The organism is Undibacterium sp. Ji49W, from assembly GCF_049340205.1.
Taxonomy (GTDB): domain Bacteria; phylum Pseudomonadota; class Gammaproteobacteria; order Burkholderiales; family Burkholderiaceae_D; genus Undibacterium.
The window spans coordinates 87,743-105,702 of the sequence record NZ_JBMPOW010000003.1 but is presented as its reverse complement, the minus strand read 5'-3'; the positions used below and the strand labels follow the sequence as shown (position 1 = coordinate 105,702).

The 17,960-nt window shown below is 51.7% G+C and carries 16 protein-coding genes and 3 tRNA genes; all 19 read right to left on the bottom strand.

All coding sequences use genetic code 11. The features are described from left to right. Window positions 1-25: 25 nt before the first annotated feature. The 19 genes from ACO0LK_RS04640 to ACO0LK_RS04550 all read right to left on the bottom strand — a co-directional run bounded on the left by ACO0LK_RS04640 (window position 26) and on the right by ACO0LK_RS04550 (window position 17,947). Window positions 26-101: transfer RNA gene (locus ACO0LK_RS04640), tRNA-Gly, on the bottom strand. A gap of 36 nt (window positions 102-137) precedes the next feature. Then, window positions 138-213, bottom strand: a tRNA-Gly gene (locus ACO0LK_RS04635). A gap of 59 nt (window positions 214-272) precedes the next feature. Continuing rightward, a tRNA-Gly gene (locus ACO0LK_RS04630) sits at window positions 273-348 on the bottom strand. Between the two features lie 80 nt (window positions 349-428). Further along, window positions 429-1,013: a CDP-diacylglycerol--glycerol-3-phosphate 3-phosphatidyltransferase gene (gene pgsA, locus ACO0LK_RS04625; RefSeq protein ID WP_422972643.1), complete on the bottom strand. Its 585-nt coding sequence runs from the start codon at window positions 1,011-1,013 to the stop codon at window positions 429-431. A gap of 246 nt (window positions 1,014-1,259) precedes the next feature. Then, the gene (gene uvrC / locus ACO0LK_RS04620; protein ID WP_422972641.1) at window positions 1,260-3,128 is read right to left on the bottom strand and encodes an excinuclease ABC subunit UvrC; all 1,869 of its coding nucleotides are present in this window, start codon (window positions 3,126-3,128) and stop codon (window positions 1,260-1,262) included. Window positions 3,129-3,161: 33 nt separating this feature from the next. Further along, window positions 3,162-3,563 (bottom strand): holo-ACP synthase, encoded by a 402-nt coding sequence (gene acpS, locus ACO0LK_RS04615; RefSeq protein ID WP_422972639.1) that lies wholly within the window; start codon window positions 3,561-3,563, stop codon window positions 3,162-3,164. Window position 3,564: 1 nt separating this feature from the next. After that, window positions 3,565-4,335 carry a pyridoxine 5'-phosphate synthase gene (pdxJ, locus tag ACO0LK_RS04610; protein WP_422972637.1) on the bottom strand — a complete coding sequence of 257 codons (771 nt, stop codon included), beginning with the start codon at window positions 4,333-4,335 and terminating at the stop codon, window positions 3,565-3,567. After that, entirely contained in the window at window positions 4,332-5,204 is an 873-nt protein-coding gene (recO, locus tag ACO0LK_RS04605; protein WP_422972635.1) for a DNA repair protein RecO, read from the bottom strand. The genes pdxJ and recO overlap by 4 nt, the downstream gene beginning before the upstream one ends. An 8-nt stretch (window positions 5,205-5,212) precedes the next feature. Next, window positions 5,213-6,115: a GTPase Era gene (era, locus tag ACO0LK_RS04600; protein ID WP_186945669.1), complete on the bottom strand. Its 903-nt coding sequence runs from the start codon at window positions 6,113-6,115 to the stop codon at window positions 5,213-5,215. Between the two features lie 18 nt (window positions 6,116-6,133). Beyond that, window positions 6,134-7,135, bottom strand: coding sequence for a ribonuclease III (gene rnc / locus ACO0LK_RS04595; protein ID WP_422972632.1), 1,002 nt, complete (start codon window positions 7,133-7,135; stop codon window positions 6,134-6,136). Window positions 7,136-7,141: 6 nt separating this feature from the next. After that, complete coding sequence (locus ACO0LK_RS04590) at window positions 7,142-7,552, bottom strand: DUF4845 domain-containing protein (protein WP_422972630.1); 411 nt, start codon at window positions 7,550-7,552, stop codon at window positions 7,142-7,144. A gap of 302 nt (window positions 7,553-7,854) precedes the next feature. Next, a complete protein-coding gene (gene lepB, locus ACO0LK_RS04585; protein WP_422972628.1) occupies window positions 7,855-8,766 on the bottom strand; it encodes a signal peptidase I in 912 nt (303 codons plus the stop codon). Beyond that, window positions 8,763-10,556 (bottom strand): translation elongation factor 4, encoded by a 1,794-nt coding sequence (gene lepA / locus ACO0LK_RS04580; protein ID WP_186955486.1) that lies wholly within the window; start codon window positions 10,554-10,556, stop codon window positions 8,763-8,765. Before lepA ends, lepB begins: the two co-directional genes overlap by 4 nt. 183 nt (window positions 10,557-10,739) lie before the next feature. Then, window positions 10,740-11,558 (bottom strand): tRNA pseudouridine(38-40) synthase TruA, encoded by an 819-nt coding sequence (gene truA / locus ACO0LK_RS04575; RefSeq protein WP_422972626.1) that lies wholly within the window; start codon window positions 11,556-11,558, stop codon window positions 10,740-10,742. Window positions 11,559-11,628: 70 nt separating this feature from the next. Then, window positions 11,629-14,478 carry a FimV/HubP family polar landmark protein gene (locus ACO0LK_RS04570; protein WP_422972624.1) on the bottom strand — a complete coding sequence of 950 codons (2,850 nt, stop codon included), beginning with the start codon at window positions 14,476-14,478 and terminating at the stop codon, window positions 11,629-11,631. Window positions 14,479-14,874: 396 nt separating this feature from the next. Beyond that, entirely contained in the window at window positions 14,875-16,005 is a 1,131-nt protein-coding gene (gene asd / locus ACO0LK_RS04565; RefSeq protein WP_422972622.1) for an aspartate-semialdehyde dehydrogenase, read from the bottom strand. Window positions 16,006-16,053: 48 nt separating this feature from the next. Then, window positions 16,054-17,124 (bottom strand): 3-isopropylmalate dehydrogenase, encoded by a 1,071-nt coding sequence (gene leuB, locus ACO0LK_RS04560; protein ID WP_422972620.1) that lies wholly within the window; start codon window positions 17,122-17,124, stop codon window positions 16,054-16,056. Window positions 17,125-17,168: 44 nt separating this feature from the next. Continuing rightward, window positions 17,169-17,816, bottom strand: a complete 648-nt coding sequence (leuD, locus tag ACO0LK_RS04555) for a 3-isopropylmalate dehydratase small subunit (RefSeq protein WP_422972618.1) — start codon at window positions 17,814-17,816, stop codon at window positions 17,169-17,171. A gap of 8 nt (window positions 17,817-17,824) precedes the next feature. Continuing rightward, complete coding sequence (locus tag ACO0LK_RS04550; RefSeq protein WP_186945679.1) at window positions 17,825-17,947, bottom strand: entericidin A/B family lipoprotein; 123 nt, start codon at window positions 17,945-17,947, stop codon at window positions 17,825-17,827. Window positions 17,948-17,960 lie beyond the last annotated feature (13 nt).

Below are 17,960 nucleotides of genomic sequence, written 5' to 3'. Positions count from 1 at the left end.
GGAAGCCATGCTTCCCTTCAGAATCTGGAGCGGGAGAAGAGTCTCGAACTCTCGACCTCAACCTTGGCAAGGTTGCGCTCTACCAACTGAGCTACTCCCGCAGATGTACTGCTGATACTTCAGGTACTACGCCATTTTGGAGCGGGAGAAGAGTCTCGAACTCTCGACCTCAACCTTGGCAAGGTTGCGCTCTACCAACTGAGCTACTCCCGCATTTTTACTACAAACTACTTTTACTTCTACTGCTTTTTCGCTGCCGTCCAAAAAGTTTTTGGAGCGGGAGAAGAGTCTCGAACTCTCGACCTCAACCTTGGCAAGGTTGCGCTCTACCAACTGAGCTACTCCCGCATTGCGAAGACCAGAATTATATATCATCCAGCTATTCTGTCAACTACCCATTCCGGGATCATTCCACGATTATTTCAGAATCACTGCATTTTATCGGTCGTTTCCTTGATTAAAGGCCATGCTTTGCGCAGGTAATAGAACATGGACCACACTGTGAGGATGGCGGCAACAATCAATAACCACGAGCCAAGGAAGCTGGTATCGATCACGCCAAACAGGACGTCATTGAACAACAGCATGGGTATTGCCGTCATTTGTGCAGCTGTCTTGATTTTACCCAGAGAGCTGACAGCCACCGACTTGGAAGCGCCAATCAGGGCCATCCATTCACGCAAGGCAGAGATGGTGATTTCACGGCCAATGATGATGAAGGCAAATACGGTATTGACACGATCCAGCTGCACCAGTGCCAGCAATGCGCCTGCAACCATCAATTTGTCAGCGACGGGATCAAGAAAGGCACCGAATGAGGATGTTTGATTCCAGCGGCGAGCCAGGAAGCCGTCAAACCAGTCAGTCACGGCTGCAACAATAAAAACGATGGTAGCGACTACCCCTTGCTCAAATCGGGTTAACCAAATTTCCGGCAGATAAAAAACACCGACCACCAGCGGTATCAGCGCCATGCGCAGCCAGGTCAGCAGAATAGGAAAATTGAAAGGCATGTTTTTTGGTTCTTATTCAGAATGTGCTACAGGAACAGTGGCTACAATGTTAGTGGACTGTAACAGTGAAAAGCGAAGTGCATGCCATGCGCGCGCCGACCATGGCAACATTGCAAATACTCGCGATAGCCCCGCTATCGCTGCGTGCTGTTGCAAACCCAGCCTTGCCCTGGTTCGCCGGGCACATGTCCTTCACTTCGCTTTTCACTGTTACAGTCCACTAGCGTCTGCCGCAATTATATTTCTCTATCGCAGCCGCTTGTAAATTTCTTCTGCCAATTGGCGAGAAATGCCTTCGACACTGGCCAGATCGGCGACGCTGGCATCGCTGACACCTTTCAAGCCACCAAAACGCACCAGAAGCCGCTGGCGGCGCTTTGGGCCTATGCCCTCTATCTCTTCCAGTTGCGAGGTCTGCCTGGCCTTGTCGCGCTTGGCACGCATGCCTGTGATGGCAAAACGATGGGCTTCGTCACGGATTTGGGCAATCAGCATCAGGGCGGCAGATTCTTTGCCCAGTTCTTTTTCTTCACGGCCATCGACAAAGACCAGGGTTTCCAGGCCAACCTTGCGGCCCTCGCCTTTTGCCACACCGACGATGAGGCTGATATCCAGCCCCAGTTCAACAAACACTTGTCTTGCCATTTCAACCTGGCCCTTGCCACCATCTATCAGCACAATGTCGGGCATGCGGCGTTCATTGGCTTCGTCACCGCTGGCGACTTTTTCGTAGCGACGGAACAGTACCTGACGCATGGCGGCATAATCATCGCCGGGGGTGATGTCCTTGATGTTGAAGCGGCGGTATTCACCATTTTGCATGGCATGGTGGTGAAACACGACGCAGGATGCCTGGGTGGCTTCGCCCTGGGTGTGGCTGATGTCAAAACATTCGACACGCAGTTCTTCGAGGTTTTCAACTTCCAGTTCCAGCACGGTGCTCAGGGCGCGGGTACGCGCCTGTTGCGAACCCTGCTCTGACAACATGCGGGCCAAGGCCAGTCGGGCACCTTTGATGGCCATGTCCAGCCAGGCGCGGCGCTGCTCTTGCGGCTGGAAGGATAAATGGATGCGGTGGCCACATTGCTCGGCCAGGGCCAGCATTAAATCGGGCGCGTCCAGTTCCACATTCATGACCAGTGTGGATGGGATAAATTGATCGGCATAGTGCTGCGCCAAAAAGGCGGAGATGACTTCGATCTCGATTTCATTTTCTGCGACGCTGACGGCATCATCCACATGGGTGGGGAAATAAGCACGGTCACCCAGATGCCGCCCGCCCCTGACCATGGCCAGGTTGACACAGGCACGACCGCCCTCCACCACCACGGCCAGAATGTCGATATCGACATCGCCTGTGGTTTCCATACTTTGCTGATGCAGGACTTTGGACAGTGCCTGCATCTGGTTGCGCACCATGGCTGCCTGCTCGAATTTCAGTTCCATGGAAAAATCGAGCATTTTCTTTTCCAGGGTTTGCATGACTTCGAGCTGGCGGCCACGCAAAAAATCGGCGGCATGATTGACGTCTTGCTGATAGTCTTCTGGCGCAATGATGTTGACGCAGGGTGCACTGCAACGGTTGATCTGGTGCAGCAGACATGGGCGGGTACGATTGGAAAACACGCTGTCTTCACAACTGCGCAGCAAGAACACTTTCTGCAAGATCTGCATCGATTCCTTGACTGCCCAGCCGGAAGGAAACGGCCCGAAGTACTGATGCTTTTTATCGATCGCACCACGGTAATACATCATGCGTGGTGTTTTTTCTGTAGTGATTTTCAGGTAAGGGTAAGACTTGTCATCACGGAACAGGATGTTATAGCGCGGCTTTAAGGCCTTGATGAGGTTGTTTTCAAGGATTAATGCTTCGGCTTCGCTGCGGGTGACGGTGGTTTCCAGTTTGGCGATTTTCTCTACCATCATCGCGATACGCGGGCTGGAGAGGTTTTTCAGAAAATAACTGGAGACGCGCTTTTTCAGATCGCGTGCCTTACCCACGTACAGCACCTGGTCATTGCTATCAAAATAGCGGTACACGCCCGGCAGGTTGGGCAATTTGGCAACCAGATCAAGCACTTGCTGGCGTGCTTCTGAAATAGTGGGTTCGGTCATGATGCAATCAATCTGCAGCGCTTGTGGAAGTCGCTACTTTAGCAGGGATTGCTCAAGGATCACAAAGGCGATGGCGTAATCGGTTTCGTCACTGACCGAGATACGCGTATTCAGGCCACGTTCCTGCATCCAGTGCAGCATGTCGCCATAGGCGTGCATGACAGGTTGGCCCTGCTCATTATTCAGCGTCTGCACGGCATGCCAGTTCATGGGGGCACGCATACCCATGCCCACGGCTTTGGAAAACGCTTCTTTTGCCGCAAATCGGGTGGCGAGGTAACGCAGGCCACGGGCTTCGACCAGGGCCTTGCGTTCACGATAAATAATGAATTCTTCCGGCCCCAGGATTTTTTCGGCAAAGCGTTCGCCGTTACGCGCCAGCGCATCTTTCATGCGCGAGATTTGTACGATGTCGGTACCTATGCCATAAATCATGTCACACCAGGTTGCGCAGGGCAGCCAGTCGCGCTTTTACCATCAGGGCCTTCATGTCGCTGACGGCTTTTTGCCAGCCGACAAACAGGGCTTGCGCAACAATGGCGTGGCCGATATTCAACTCTGAAATTTCTGGTATGGCAGCAATGGCTGCGGTGTTGGTCATATGGAGACCGTGGCCAGCATTTACTTTCAGACCATGGCGTATGCCGGTAATGGCCGCCTGCTGTATGCGCGCGAGCTCTTGCGACTGCACCGTGGCATCAGTCGCTTCGGCATAACGGCCGGTATGGATTTCAATCACGCTGGCACCTGTCTCTGCGCTGGCTTGTATCTGTTGTTCGTCCGCGTCGATGAATAGCGATACACGTATGCCCGCAGCCTGTAGCTGCCGGACGGCGGCCTGCACTTTGGCAAAATCACGGACAACATCAAGGCCGCCTTCCGTCGTCACTTCTTCACGGCGCTCTGGCACCAGGCAGACATCTTGCGGTTGTATGCGGCAGGCGAAATCCAGCATCTCATTATTGACTGCGGTTTCCAGGTTCATGCGTGTCAGCAGGCGTGGGCGCAATTGTTCTACATCTGCATCACGGATATGCCGGCGGTCTTCACGCAGATGCAGGGTGATGCAGTCTGCACCCGCCTCTTCTGCCAGCAAGGCTGCCTGCAAGGGGTCGGGATAGGTCGTGCCGCGCGCATTGCGCAGGGTGGCGACATGGTCGATGTTCACGCCCAGTTCTATCAACTGGCTTTGTTGATGGATATTCATAGATTCTGCAAATCGATCAGTATTTGCCGGGTATTCAGCGCTGCACCATGCAGGTGATGTGCAAGCAAAAAACGCATCAGCAGTTTGCTTTGTAATTGCGTGCTTTGCTCGGCATAGTCGCCACGCTGCATGGCCAGCAAGGTCTTGCCGCTGACCCTGGGCACCGTGTCGGCTGGCATGGCAGGTCTGGGGCCACGTTCCGGGTCGAGCACATAGAATTGCTCAGTCTGTACGCGTTCACGCTGTTGTGTGCAGCGCGTCAGGTCGCCCAGCAAGCCAGATTCACGCAACAAGGCCAGCTCAAAGCGACGCAGGACGATGGTGGCTGGTTCATCATGGGCCAGTTGATTGAGCGTGGAGACATAGAGGTCAAACAAATCCGGATGTGCTTCATCGCGCATCAGAAATTTGACCAATAACTCATTCAGATAAAAGCCGCACAGCAAGGCCGATTTTTCCAGCGGCAGCATGCCGCCTACCCAGTCTGCGGTGGTCAGGGTGCGGATTTCGCCTTTGCCTGTCCAACCCAATTGCAGTGGCTGGAAGGTCTGCAAGACGCTGCGCAATTGCGAATGCGGGCGCTTGGCACCCTTGGCAACCAAGGCAATACGTCCATGGTCACGCGTCAATACATCGATGATGAGACTGGTTTCTTTGTACGGCCAGGAATGCAGGACGAAGCCCGGCTGTTCCAGTATGCGCAAGTCTTTGGCGGGGGATTTGCTGGCGGCACGCGGTGTCGCTGAGGTTGCTTTAGGTGCACGCGCGCGTGAGGCTGTTTTTTTGGCAGCAGGTGGCGCCGGCATTACAGCCGCCGCATTGTCTTCAGCGGCGCTGTCTTCCTGCACGGCGACTGCCTGCTCATCCATGGATGGTTTTACTCGTAACCGTAGGCACGCAAACCGGCTTCATTGTCTGCCCAGCCGGATTTGACCTTGACCCAGATTTCCAGGTACACGGGGCCACCAAACAGTTTTTCCATATCCTGGCGCGACTGGGTGGAGATATCTTTCAGGCGTGCGCCCTTATTGCCGATGACCATGGATTTGTGGCCGTCACGGTCAACCAGAATGGCGACAAACACGCGACGCAGATTGCCTTCCTGTTCAAATTTTTCTATCAGCACGGTGCTGGTATACGGCAGTTCATCGCCGACAAAGCGGAACAGTTTTTCGCGAACGATTTCTGCTGCCAGAAATTTTTCGCTACGGTCTGTGATGTCGTCTTCGCCAAACATGGGCGGGTTCAGCGGCAGGTATTTGCGGATTTCGCTTTCCAGGTTTTCCAGCTGGAAGCGCAAGGTGGCAGATACCGGCACAATCGCAGAAAAATTGTGCAATGCTGCCACTTTCTGGGCAAACGGCATCATCACGGCCTTGTCTTTAACGCGGTCTGATTTGTTGATGACCAGGATGCAAGGTACGTCTTTAGGCAGCAAATTAATCACTTGCTGATCTGCCGGGCCAAAAGTACCTGCTTCAATGATGTACAAAATAACGTCTGCGGCTGTCAGCGTCGTGGTGACGGTGCGGTTCAGCGTGCGGTTAAGTGCATTCGAATGCCGGGTCTGGAAACCGGGGGTATCGATATACACAAACTGGGTATTGTCTTTGGTCTGTATGCCGGTGATGCGATGGCGCGTGGTTTGTGCCTTGCGCGAGGTAATACTGACCTTGGCGCCGATCAGGGCGTTCATCAGGGTCGATTTACCGACGTTAGGTCGCCCGACGATGGCGATGTAACCACAGCGGAAATCAGGATTATCTATTAGTTCAGTCATTCGGTCGTCAGGCAGTCTTCATGCAGTTTTGGGATGTGGGTCAAGAGTCGTCAGGGCTTCATTCACAGCTACGCCAGTGGCCTTGTCTGTTACTTTGTCTGTAGCCTTGTCAGCGGCCTTTTCGACAAACTTATCGACAAGCTTATCAGCAGCCTTCTCAGCTTTTTCTATCTTGACGAGTTCTGCTTTCGATGTGTCGGCCCTGGGGGCTTCTGCGTCGAGCAGGCTTTTTTGTTTTGCGGTTTGCGGCTTGGCTTCTGCAACTGCTTCAGTCTGCACAGTGGCAATGCCGGCCAATTTCAATTGTGATGCACGCGGCTTGGTTTTCTTGGCTGCGGGTGAACGTACCAGCATGGCCAGCGCTGTTTCCAGCGCCAGTTTGGCGGCGGCCTGCTCACCGGCACGGCGGCTGCCACCAGTGCCAAATACCTGTATTTCCAGCTTGGGCACCAGGCATTCGATTTCAAATTCCTGATTATGTGCCGCACCGTGCGTGGCCACCACATTGTATTGTGGCAAGGCGATTTTTTTGCTTTGCAAGAATTCCTGCAACAGGGTTTTGGCATCCTTGCCCAGAGTAGTCGGGTCTACTGTTGCCAGCACGGGTGCATACAGGGCACGTATGACTTCACGCGCTGCATCAAAACCGGCATCCAGAAAGATGGCGCCGAACAGGGCTTCCAGGGTATCGGCCAATATGGATGGGCGGCGGAAACCGCCTGACTTCAATTCACCCTCACCCAGGCGCAAAAACTGCGACAGTTCTATTCTTTGTGCAATTTCATACAGCGATTGCTGCTTGACCAGGTTGGCACGCACCCTGGACAAGTCGCCTTCGTCTATATTTGCAAAGCTGTCAAACAACAAGGAAGCAACGACACAATTCAGGACAGAATCACCCAGAAATTCCAGGCGTTCGTTATGCAAAACACTGTGACTACGATGTGTCAGAGCCTGCTGCAATAAAGCGGGGTTGCTAAACTGGTGCCCCAGCCTTTTCTGCAATAGTTGTTGATTCATACGAGCTTACTTATTTTCTGCCTTTACTGGCTTTGTGGCAACAATCCCACTTTTAGCGGTCGTGCCCGAATATTCCATCAATAAATTGGCTGGGCCAAACAAATGGATTTTTACGTCGTACGAAAAGCTGACTTCTATTTCTTCACCATTTTTGACGATGACCAGGTCTTTGCCTGCAATCGCATCAAAATAGCCCACTTCTGCCTGTTTATCGAAAGAGTTTTGAACGTCCCTGACGGTGTTGCCTGCATTTTTTGCGACGACGATGGCTTTCCTGATTGAATTGTATTCAATCGCGGTTGGTGCCACTTTCATTGCCAACATGGCAAGCAGAATAATCACGCCCAGGGAAAGGATCAAACCGATCAGCGAAATACCTTTTTGCCTGTACAGAGTGGAATAGGGTGTGTATGACATAGATTTCAGTTCCTGATTAAGAGTGAAGCTTGCGAACATGCTGAAGAAGTATCGCGAGCGACCTTATTGTGTACCAGAAAGTCGAACCTGCGTAACAGGCCAGCTTTTGGGATCCACATTGGGTCGCCACAACGAACTACCCCAGCGATTCCTTAGAACCTGCTTACGATCTTACTGCGCGAACGTGATCGAGGCTCATGTGCTGCTCAAAATGCTCATGTACCAGAGTACATTGCGCTTTTTGCGCTGCGTTTTTGTTACTCTGACCCCGCTGACGCTCGCTACAGATCGTAAACAGATCCTTAGTGAAAACTACCAATACGCTTAATATTGCCTAAATTCATCCAGATGAAAAACGCTTTGCCAACGATATTCTTGTCAGGCACAAAACCCCAGTAACGGCTGTCCTGACTGTTATCCCTGTTGTCGCCCATCATGAAGTACTGCCCTTCTGGTACGGTACAGGCAAATCCATCATTGCCATAGGTACACAATTCATGCCCCGGAAAATCATGCGGCCCGTTCACAAATGTCGGTGCCTGCTCATCATTGAGGATGTTGTGTGAAACGCCAGTCAGATTTTCATTGTACTGCTTGTAATAACTCAAGCGCTCTTCATCCAGAAAATCTGGGCGATTTTCATACGAAAGTTCATTACCATTGATCGTTAAGCGTTTGTTTTTATACACAATTTTATCACCGGGCACGCCTACCACACGTTTAATATAGTCCACAGTAGGGTCTACCGGGTATTTAAATACCATGACATCCCCTCTTTTTGGATCATTGATCTCAATGACTTTTTTATTGATGATGGGCAAACGTACACCAAAGGTGAATTTATTTACCAGTATCAAATCACCAACAAACAAGGTAGGCAACATGGAACTGGATGGGATCTTGAACGGCTCAAACAGGAAAGAGCGCAAGAAAAACACCAGTGCAATAACCGGGAAGAAACTACCTGAATACTCGATCCAGACTGGCTGACGCAGCAATTTGGCTCGCAACTCATGACGATCATTTTCATCAACGCGGATGCCGTCAGCAGTCAGGCGGGCATTGCGTGCATCCAGCTCAGCCAGGGCTTTATCTGCCACCTGCTGGCGCTGCTTGGAAAAAACAAACATGTCTAGAAACCAGATGACGCCGGTAACTATTGTCAAAACAAACAGAATCAAGGCGAAATTGCCTAAAATTGATTGCAAACTCATTTTTCATCCACTTGTAAAATCGCCAAAAATGCTTCTTGCGGAATTTCTACCGAGCCAACTTGCTTCATGCGTTTTTTACCTGCTTTTTGTTTTTCCAGCAGTTTACGCTTACGGCTGATATCACCACCATAACATTTCGCCAATACGTTCTTGCGCAAGGCTTTGACGTTTTCGCGGGAAATGATGTTGGAACCGATAGCCGCCTGAATAGCCACATCAAACATCTGGCGCGGGATCAGTTCACGCATTTTTGCAGCTACCGCACGGCCACGGAAATGGCTGTTTGCCCTGTGGACAATAATCGCCAGCGCATCGACCTTTTCGCTATTGATGAGCATGTCGACCTTGACGACGTCTGCGGCACGGTTTTCCTTGAATTCATAATCCATGGAGGCATAACCGCGTGACGTGGATTTAAGGCGATCAAAGAAGTCCAGCACGATTTCAGCCATTGGCATTTCGTAGGTCAGCTTGACCTGGCGACCGTGGTAATTCATGTCCAGTTGCACACCACGCTTTTGCGTACAAAGTGTAATGACCGAACCCACATATTCTTGTGGCATGTAGAGATTGACGGTAACGATAGGCTCGCGAATTTCTTCTATCTTCGACGGCTCAGGCATCTTGGATGGATTATCCACCATCAGGATGCTGCCATCCGCCATCAGCACTTCGTACACCACCGTAGGTGCAGTCGTGATGAGGTCCATGTCGAATTCACGTTCCAGGCGTTCCTGCACGATTTCCATATGCAGCAAACCCAGGAAACCGCAGCGGAAGCCAAAGCCCAGCGCCTGCGACACTTCTGGCTCATACATCAGGGCAGCATCATTGAGCTTGAGTTTTTCCAGGGAATCACGCAAGGCATCATACTGATTCGCTTCAACCGGAAACAGACCGGCAAACACCTGTGGCTGCACCTCTTTAAAACCAGGCAAAGGCTCGGCAGCAGGTTTATTGGCAACCGTAATGGTGTCGCCTACTTTTGCTGATTTCAGCTCTTTAATGCCGGCGATGACAAAGCCAACCTGACCGGCAGACAACTCTGTGCGGCTCAGTGATTTAGGCGTGAACACACCTACGCTTTCAACCAGATGCTGCGCTTCGGTTGCCATGAACAATATCTTGTCTTTGGGGCGCAAGGTACCATTCTTGATACGCACCAGCATGACGACACCCACATAATTATCAAACCATGAGTCGACGATCAGCGCTTGCAGAGGTGCAGTCGGATCACCTTGTGGGGGCGGTACCTTAACGATCAGGGATTCCAGTACATCTTCAACACCCAGACCAGTTTTTGCAGAGCAATGCACGGCGTCTGAAGCGTCTATGCCTATGACTTCTTCGATTTCTTGACAGGCATTGTCGGGGTCGGCGGATGGCAAATCAATCTTGTTCAAGACTGGCACCACTTCCACACCCAGCTCAATGGCGGTATAGCAGTTTGCTACGGTCTGCGCTTCGACACCTTGCGATGCATCAACGACCAGCAATGCGCCTTCGCAGGCAGACAGGGAACGGCTGACTTCATAGCTAAAATCAACGTGACCAGGCGTATCAATCAGGTTCAGGTTATAAATCTGACCATCACGTGCTTTGTAATGCAATGCCGCTGTCTGGGCTTTGATCGTGATACCACGTTCACGTTCAATATCCATGGAATCAAGCACCTGCGCTTCCATTTCCCGGTCGGAAAGGCCGCCACAAAGCTGGATAATACGATCTGCCAGAGTGGATTTGCCGTGATCAATATGGGCAATAATCGAAAAATTGCGGATGTTATTCATTGAAATTACAAAAGAAACAAAGGTGAAGCGAATACCGGCTACAAAAAAAGCGCTCTATGCTGGGCAAGCTTCCCCAGGCGAGCGCCTTCAGTTTGGGTTTTGCAAAATGCCATTTTACCGGATTTCATCCCGGAAAGCCGAGAAATCATCAGAATGATGCAACTAAGACACTAAACTAAGACACTATAAAAAGGACAGGAAAGCCAGGGTTTCAGCCAACTCTCTTTGTGGCAACTGCCACTTGTCCTCGTAATCGATTTTTGCCAGGTACAAACCATCTGGCATAAACGTGGGGGCAGCAATTTCGCGGTTCAGGCTGGTCAGCACTTCGCCCATCCATTCCGGTTCACGTTTGCCGGTTCCGACAAAGATGAGCGAACCGACGACATTCCTGACCATATGGTGCAGAAAAGCACTGGCACGCAGCGTAAAGATGATCATTTCACCCTGGCGCTGTATCTGTATGCTGTACATGTTCTTGACCGGCGTTTTGGCCTGGCAGCCAGATGCACGGAAAGAAGTGAAGTCATGCTCACCGATCAGGTGTGCCGCCGCTGCCCGCATGCGCTCAACGTCCAGTGGCCTGAATACCCAACCGGCACGATTCATCCACATGGGTGAGCGCACAGCGCAATTATGCAAAATGTAATGATAGGTACGGGCACGGGCACTGAAACGGGCATGAAAGTTGTCGTCGGACTCCGGATCCAGAGGCAACTCTTTCGCCCACTGCACCGCTACCGAAGCCGGCAAAAAGGCGTTCACCCCATTCACCCATGAATATGTTGCACGATCGAGATCTGTGTCGAAGTGCACCACTTGCTCTATGCCATGCACGCCAGCATCCGTGCGGCCAGCGCAGGTAACACGGATATCCGCCGTACCGGTAAATAGCTGCAAGGCCTTCTCCAGCGCATCCTGCACGGTATTCCCGGACGGCTGTGTTTGCCAGCCCTGCCAGGAACTACCGTCGTACTGCACGCCTAAAACTAATCGTTTCACACCAATTCCATATCAAAAAACAAAACGGGCGCCAGCATTTGCCGCGCCCGCTGCGTTCAAGTCAAACCAGTTACGCCATTTCGGCGATCATTCCCTTGGCTTTTTCAACTTGCTCTGCTGTACCACCCTTGACGACTTCATCCAGCAATTCACGGGCACCTTCCTTGTCACCAATTTCATGGTAAGCCACGGCCAGATCCAGTTTAGTTGCCATCTCAGCATTATGCGCAGGGCTTTCTGCCTCAACAGCGGCCGCCGGTGCATCTGCCGGCGCCAAGTCAAGATCGATACCAGACAAATCGAATTCGAATGACGTGCCTGCATCAGCCGGGGCCGGCGTCAGATTCAATGCCGACGAAGCTTCCGCTTCAGGCTCAACCGACAAGGCCGCCATCAGTTCCCTTTCCAGTTCAGCCGTCGCTTCAGCAGCACTGGTGCTGGATGACAGGGTCAACGGTGCTGCGTCCGATTTGTCACTGGAGAAATCCATTCCCAGATCGAGATCAAACTTGTCTGCTTCTGCTTCAGTAGCTGCCGGAACCGCCGGTGCTGCATGTATTTCCAGTGGCGCAACCGCTGCTGGCTCTGGCTCTTTCACACCGAAATCAAAATCGATGGTGCCAAAATCCACCTCAGGTGCTGCGTGTTCTTCGACCGGCTTGGCCTTTTCAACCGCCTCAGGAATTTTTGGCACTTCTGGTTCAGCCGCATCAGAAATATCCAGATCGAAATCAAGCGCACCTTCATCCATTGCTGCTGGTTCGGCCGCCTTGGCTGCAGAACCAGAATCACGTTGTGCCGTGTCTATGATACTGATGGCTTCCAGCATGTCCTGGGACAGAGAATTACCCAACAAGGCTTCTGGATCAAGATCTTCCAGTGGCTGGGTACCTGAACCCAAACCTGTACCAGCCGCTGCGTCTGGTTTGGCTTTGCCGCCAGCATACAGAGGATTGCCTGGCTCCAGCACGATACCCATGGATGCCGCCTGTGACCAGTCATCACCCTCACCGCTGGTCATGCCATACAACTCACTGGCCAGACGTTCGAAGGTTTTGGCATCCTTGCGGGCAAAATAGATTTCCAGCAGCTTGACCCTGACCGCATGACGGTCTGGCTGGGTACGCAATGCTTCTTTCAGAATTTCTTCTGCCTGTGAATCACGGCCATAAGCGATGTAGACATCGGCTTCGGCAACCGGATCGACTTCATTCGCATCCAGCTGACTGGCAGATGGTGCGAAGTTGGAGTTGAACACACTGTTATTCGTATCAACACTTTGACCACCAGTCGAACCAAACATGGAGTTGGCCTTCATGCTGGAACCAGTCAGGATGCTGTCTTCAAATTGCTGCAATTTTTTCTTGCGACGGCTGGTATAGATACCATAACCACCCAGCAAGGCGAGGATGGCAGCGCCACCTGGCAACAGGAAATCCGACAGATTGTCGAAGAAGCCTGGCTCTGGAGGCGGTGGTGGTGGCGGTGCGACTACCTTGCGTTTGACTGGTGGCTTCGGCGTAGCTACCGATGCTGCTGTCGATGCAGCAGCAGACACCGGTGCTGACGCACTGGCAGCAACAGATGCCGCACTAGCGACGACTGGTGCCGGAGCAGGTGCAGGCGCTGGTGTCGATACCGGCGCAGCTACAGGAGCAGGTGCCGGTGCTGGCACGCTGGCAGCAGCAGATGCACTGGCCTTGGATTTTTGTTCCTTAGCGTTCAACTCAGCCTGTTTCGCTGCCAAATCCTTGTTTTTAACTTCCAGCAACTTCTGCAAGTCGCCAACGTTCTTTTCCAGCTCCTTCATACGGGCACTGGCTTCGGCTGCGGCTTTATCTTTTGCCAGGCGGTCTTCTTCAGATCCGCCTTTGCCCTTCGCATTTTTTGCTTCCGCAGGATTGGCTTTCGACAGCTTTAACTTGTCCGGGGAATCACTGGTGGCGGTAGGCACTTCCTTGACCTTGGCCGTAATAGCACCGCCAGCACTTTGCTTGCCGGTAGCCGGTGTTTTTTCTGCCGGGGCACTGGCAACCTGATCAGCCAAACGATTGCGATATGCATTAAAGTCCGCAGCGTGTGCCGTCACAACCGAGTGCGCTTCGCCACCCGTCGTGGAACGTACCGTTTCAGCATCAGGAATAGTCAGAATCTGGCCAGACTTCAGGCGATTCATGTTGCTACCGTTAAAAGCCTGAGGATTGGCGCGGTACAGGCTGACCAGCATCTGATCCAAAGAGACGCCTTCGGGCTTGTAACTCCCTGCGATCTTTCCCAGCGTGTCACCGTTTCTGACCTGATAATCACCAGCGGCTTTGACTTCTTTCTTGCCTTCTGTTGAAGCGGCGGGTGCTTTTGTAGCGGCCCTGCCAGCTGCGGCATTGGCCACTGCATTCAATTCACGGCCATTTTGCGCAGTATTTCGCCCCGCAGCATTTTGTGGCTGGTTAGCAACGGTTGTTGGGTTGGTGACTTGTGCAGACTGGCTATTGCGCAGTTCTGCGGGGTCCAGCAGGAAGGTATATTCCCGCATTAATTTGCCATTGGCGGAATTCAATTCCAGCAACATATCGACAAACGGCTCGTTCATCGCCTGCGCTGAACTGATACGAATAACATATGCCTGACCACGTTGTTCAACCGCAAAGCGCAGCGACAACAGGGCCGAATTAAAGTCTATATTTGCCTGTTTAAAAGCGTCCGGGGAAGCCAGTCGGGGAACGAGGGAATCAATCTCTTCCTTGCTGGGAGAGGTCAATTCTATCTCTGCACGCAGGGGCTGACCGAGCGCTGACAACACGGTCAACTTACCCAGGCCGGTAGCATGCGCGCTGGACAACATAAACAGGGATGACGCTACAGCAACACTTAACGCCTTGCGTCCCAGGGTGATCACAGACGATTTTTTTTGATTATGCATTTTGTCAGACATATTGGGAATTTTTGGCGAACAAAGTCCGCTGGGTGACGCTTTTCAATGCTTAGCGGCGCGTCCTAATGTTTCACATTAACATTACAAACATAGCCACGCAAGCTTAACGCGATTTATCACAGTGGTAAATACATCAAGAAGCCCTAATTGTAAGGATATCGCATAAATGTTGTTGCCAAATGACAAGTGAAAACATATTCAACAAATTCGAACGGTTTATTTATAAAAATTTAAAGCAAAATTTACAACAATCCACAACTAAAGCTATCGCATTAAATAAATGCAGATTTAATGATGTTTTAAAAACGACAAGGGGGCGCAGTACGCCCCCTCATATTTTACAGCAACTATTTTACAACATCTTTCTCAGACTACATCAAAACATCAGCCTTCGATCAAAATCCGCAGCATACGGCGAAGTGGTTCAGCTGCACCCCACAACAATTGATCACCAACAGTAAAGGCACCCACATATTCAGGGCCCATTGCCAGTTTGCGGATACGGCCAACCGGAATGGTCATGGTACCAGTCACCGCTACCGGTGTCAGATCACGGATACTTGCTTCACGGGTATTTGGCACCACTTTCACCCATTCATTGTCAGCAGCGATCATGGCTTCAATGTCTGCTACCGACACATCTTTTTTCAGCTTGAATGTCAATGCCTGGCTGTGGCAACGCATGGCACCAATGCGCACACAGAAGCCATCGACCGGTATGGCAGCCGTGCCATAGCCTGCGCCCTGACCCAGTATCTTGTTGGTTTCGGCCATGCCCTTCCATTCTTCTTTGGACATACCATCGCCCAGATCCTTGTCGATCCAGGGGATCAGCGAGCCACCCAGGGGCACACCAAAATTGGCAGTTTCATCAGCAGTCAAGGAACGCTGCTTGGCGATCACCTTGCGGTCGATTTCCAGAATGGCGCTTTTTGGATCATCCAGCAAGGCACGCACTTCTGCATTCAGGGTACCGTATTGCGTCAGCAGTTCACGCATATGCTGGGCTCCACCGCCGGAAGCCGCCTGGTAAGTCTGGGTACTCATCCATTCCACCAGACCGGCCTTGTACAGCGCGCCAACACCCATCAGCATGCAGCTGACTGTGCAATTGCCACCGATCCAGTCTTTTTGTCCATTGACCAGCGCCTGCTTGATCACAGGCAAATTGACCGGGTCCAGTACGATGACGGCATTTTCGTTCATGCGCAGACTGGATGCAGCATCAATCCAGTGACCGTTCCAACCGCTGGCGCGCAGTTTTGGATAAATGTCATTGGTGTAGTCACCACCCTGGCAGGTAATAATAATTTCGCACTTCTTCAGCGCATCAATATTATTTGCGTCTTGCAAGGCCTTTTCATTCTTCGCCATTGCAGGGGCCGCGCCACCTGTATTCGACGTTGAAAAGAACACGGGTTCAATATGATCGAAATCACCCTCTTCCTGCATGCGTTGCATCAGGACCGAACCCACCATACCGCGCCAACCTACCAGACCTACCAATTTCATCATTTTTCCCTAAAATTTTGCAGGACGTCCCTGCCCTTCTAAAAACCAAAATTAGCTGAGTGCAGTTACTACCGCTTGCCCCATCTCGGTCGTACCAACCTTGGTGGTGCCGGCCTCATAAATATCTGGCGTACGCAAACCCTGCGCCAATACCTTTTTAACGGCATTTTCTATACGGTCCGCCTGTTCCGCTTTATTCAGGGAATAACGCAGCATCATGGCAGCCGACAGAATCGTCGCCAGAGGATTAGCCACACCCTTGCCAGCGATATCAGGTGCAGAACCATGGGATGGCTCGTACAACCCCTTGTTATTCGCATCCAGCGATGCCGATGGCAACATGCCTATGGATCCAGTCAGCATGGATGCCTGATCAGACAGGATATCGCCGAACATATTGCCGGTGACGATGACATCAAATTTCTTGGGTGCGCGCACCAGTTGCATGGCGGCGTTGTCGACATACATATGGTCAAGCGCAACATCCGGATATTCTTTATGAACATCAGTGACGATTTCTTTCCAGAACTGGAAAGTTTCCAGCACATTGGCCTTGTCAACACTGGTCAGGCGTTTGCCGCGCTTTTGTGCTGCCTGGAAGGCCACATGGGCAATGCGGCGAATCTCCGATTCGGCATAGCGCATGGTATCAAAGCCTTCGCGCTCACCCTTGAATGGACCATCCGGACATACACGCACACCGCGTGGCTGACCAAAGTAAATATCGCCTGTCAGTTCACGAATGATCAGAATGTCCAGGCCAGAAACCACTTCCGGCTTCAGCGTGGATGCACCTGCCAGTTCGGGATACATGATAGCCGGACGCAAATTGGCGAACAGTTTCAGGTTTTTACGCAAACCGAGGATAGCCTGTTCCGGACGCAAGGGACGGTCCAGGGTGTCGTACTTCCAGTCGCCGACGGCGCCGAACAATACCGCATCCGCTTCCAGTGCCAGCTTCAGTGTAGCTTCAGGCAAGGGATGGCCAGAGGCTTCGTAACCGGCACCACCAACGGGGGCTGTTTCCATTTCAAAGGATTCGCCCAGCACATTCAATACCTTGACTGCCTGCTCAACAATTTCCGGACCTATGCCATCACCTGGCAAAATAGCAATTTTCATATCAAATCAAAAAAGGATCAAAACAAGGGATTAAAAAGAAGCGCTCAGATGGTATTGGCCAGCCAGGGCTGGGCAGCAATATGGCGTTCTTCGAATGCGCGTATCTTGTCTGACTGACGCAGCGTCAGGCCAATATCATCCAGACCATTGATCAGGCAATATTTGCGGAAGGCATCAATATCGAACGGATAGGTGGCGCTGCCTGTCGTGGTGCGCACGACTTGTTGTTCCAGATCCACCAGCAATCTGTAGCCAGGGAAAGCCTTGACTTCATTAAACAATTGCTCGACCTGCGCCTCACCCAAAACGATAGGCAGCACACCATTCTTGTAGCAGTTATTGAAGAAGATGTCGGCAAAGCTGGGGGCAATAATGGCACGGAAGCCATATTGTTCCAGCGCCCAGGGCGCATGTTCACGCGAAGAACCACAACCGAAGTTCTTGCGCGTCAACAATATCGATGCGCCCTGATAACGCGGGTTATTCAACACAAATTCCGGATTCAATGGACGCTTGCTATTGTCCATGCCAGGTTCGCCATGATCGAGGTAGCGCCATTCATCAAACAGATTGGGGCCAAAGCCGCTACGTTTGATGGATTTCAGAAACTGTTTGGGGATGATGGCATCCGTATCGACATTGGCCCTGTCCATGGGCGCAACCAGACCATCAAGTAAAGTAAATTTTTCCATGTCGCTACTTATTTTTTGCCTGCATTCTCGACTGCTTCGCCAGCCTTTTTAACGTCTTTACCCAAACCCTGAACGGTATTGCAGCCAGCCAGGATGAAAGCGCAAATCGCCAGTGCAAATAATTTTTTCATGTCTTTCCTCCGC

What these genes read in the sequence shown, in the direction of transcription:
- pgsA (WP_422972643.1), bottom strand. Translation starts at nt 1,013, where the DNA reads ATGCCTTTCAATTTTCCTATTCTGCTGACCTGGCTGCGCATGGCGCTG.
- uvrC (WP_422972641.1), bottom strand. Translation starts at nt 3,128, where the DNA reads ATGACCGAACCCACTATTTCAGAAGCACGCCAGCAAGTGCTTGATCTG.
- acpS (WP_422972639.1), bottom strand. Translation starts at nt 3,563, where the DNA reads ATGATTTATGGCATAGGTACCGACATCGTACAAATCTCGCGCATGAAA.
- pdxJ (WP_422972637.1), bottom strand. Translation starts at nt 4,335, where the DNA reads ATGAATATCCATCAACAAAGCCAGTTGATAGAACTGGGCGTGAACATC.
- recO (WP_422972635.1), bottom strand. Translation starts at nt 5,204, where the DNA reads ATGGATGAGCAGGCAGTCGCCGTGCAGGAAGACAGCGCCGCTGAAGAC.
- era (WP_186945669.1), bottom strand. Translation starts at nt 6,115, where the DNA reads ATGACTGAACTAATAGATAATCCTGATTTCCGCTGTGGTTACATCGCC.
- rnc (WP_422972632.1), bottom strand. Translation starts at nt 7,135, where the DNA reads ATGAATCAACAACTATTGCAGAAAAGGCTGGGGCACCAGTTTAGCAAC.
- ACO0LK_RS04590 (WP_422972630.1), bottom strand. Translation starts at nt 7,552, where the DNA reads ATGTCATACACACCCTATTCCACTCTGTACAGGCAAAAAGGTATTTCG.
- lepB (WP_422972628.1), bottom strand. Translation starts at nt 8,766, where the DNA reads ATGAGTTTGCAATCAATTTTAGGCAATTTCGCCTTGATTCTGTTTGTT.
- lepA (WP_186955486.1), bottom strand. Translation starts at nt 10,556, where the DNA reads ATGAATAACATCCGCAATTTTTCGATTATTGCCCATATTGATCACGGC.
- ACO0LK_RS04570 (WP_422972624.1), bottom strand. Translation starts at nt 14,478, where the DNA reads ATGCATAATCAAAAAAAATCGTCTGTGATCACCCTGGGACGCAAGGCG.
- asd (WP_422972622.1), bottom strand. Translation starts at nt 16,005, where the DNA reads ATGATGAAATTGGTAGGTCTGGTAGGTTGGCGCGGTATGGTGGGTTCG.
- leuB (WP_422972620.1), bottom strand. Translation starts at nt 17,124, where the DNA reads ATGAAAATTGCTATTTTGCCAGGTGATGGCATAGGTCCGGAAATTGTT.
- leuD (WP_422972618.1), bottom strand. Translation starts at nt 17,816, where the DNA reads ATGGAAAAATTTACTTTACTTGATGGTCTGGTTGCGCCCATGGACAGG.
- ACO0LK_RS04550 (WP_186945679.1), bottom strand. Translation starts at nt 17,947, where the DNA reads ATGAAAAAATTATTTGCACTGGCGATTTGCGCTTTCATCCTGGCTGGC.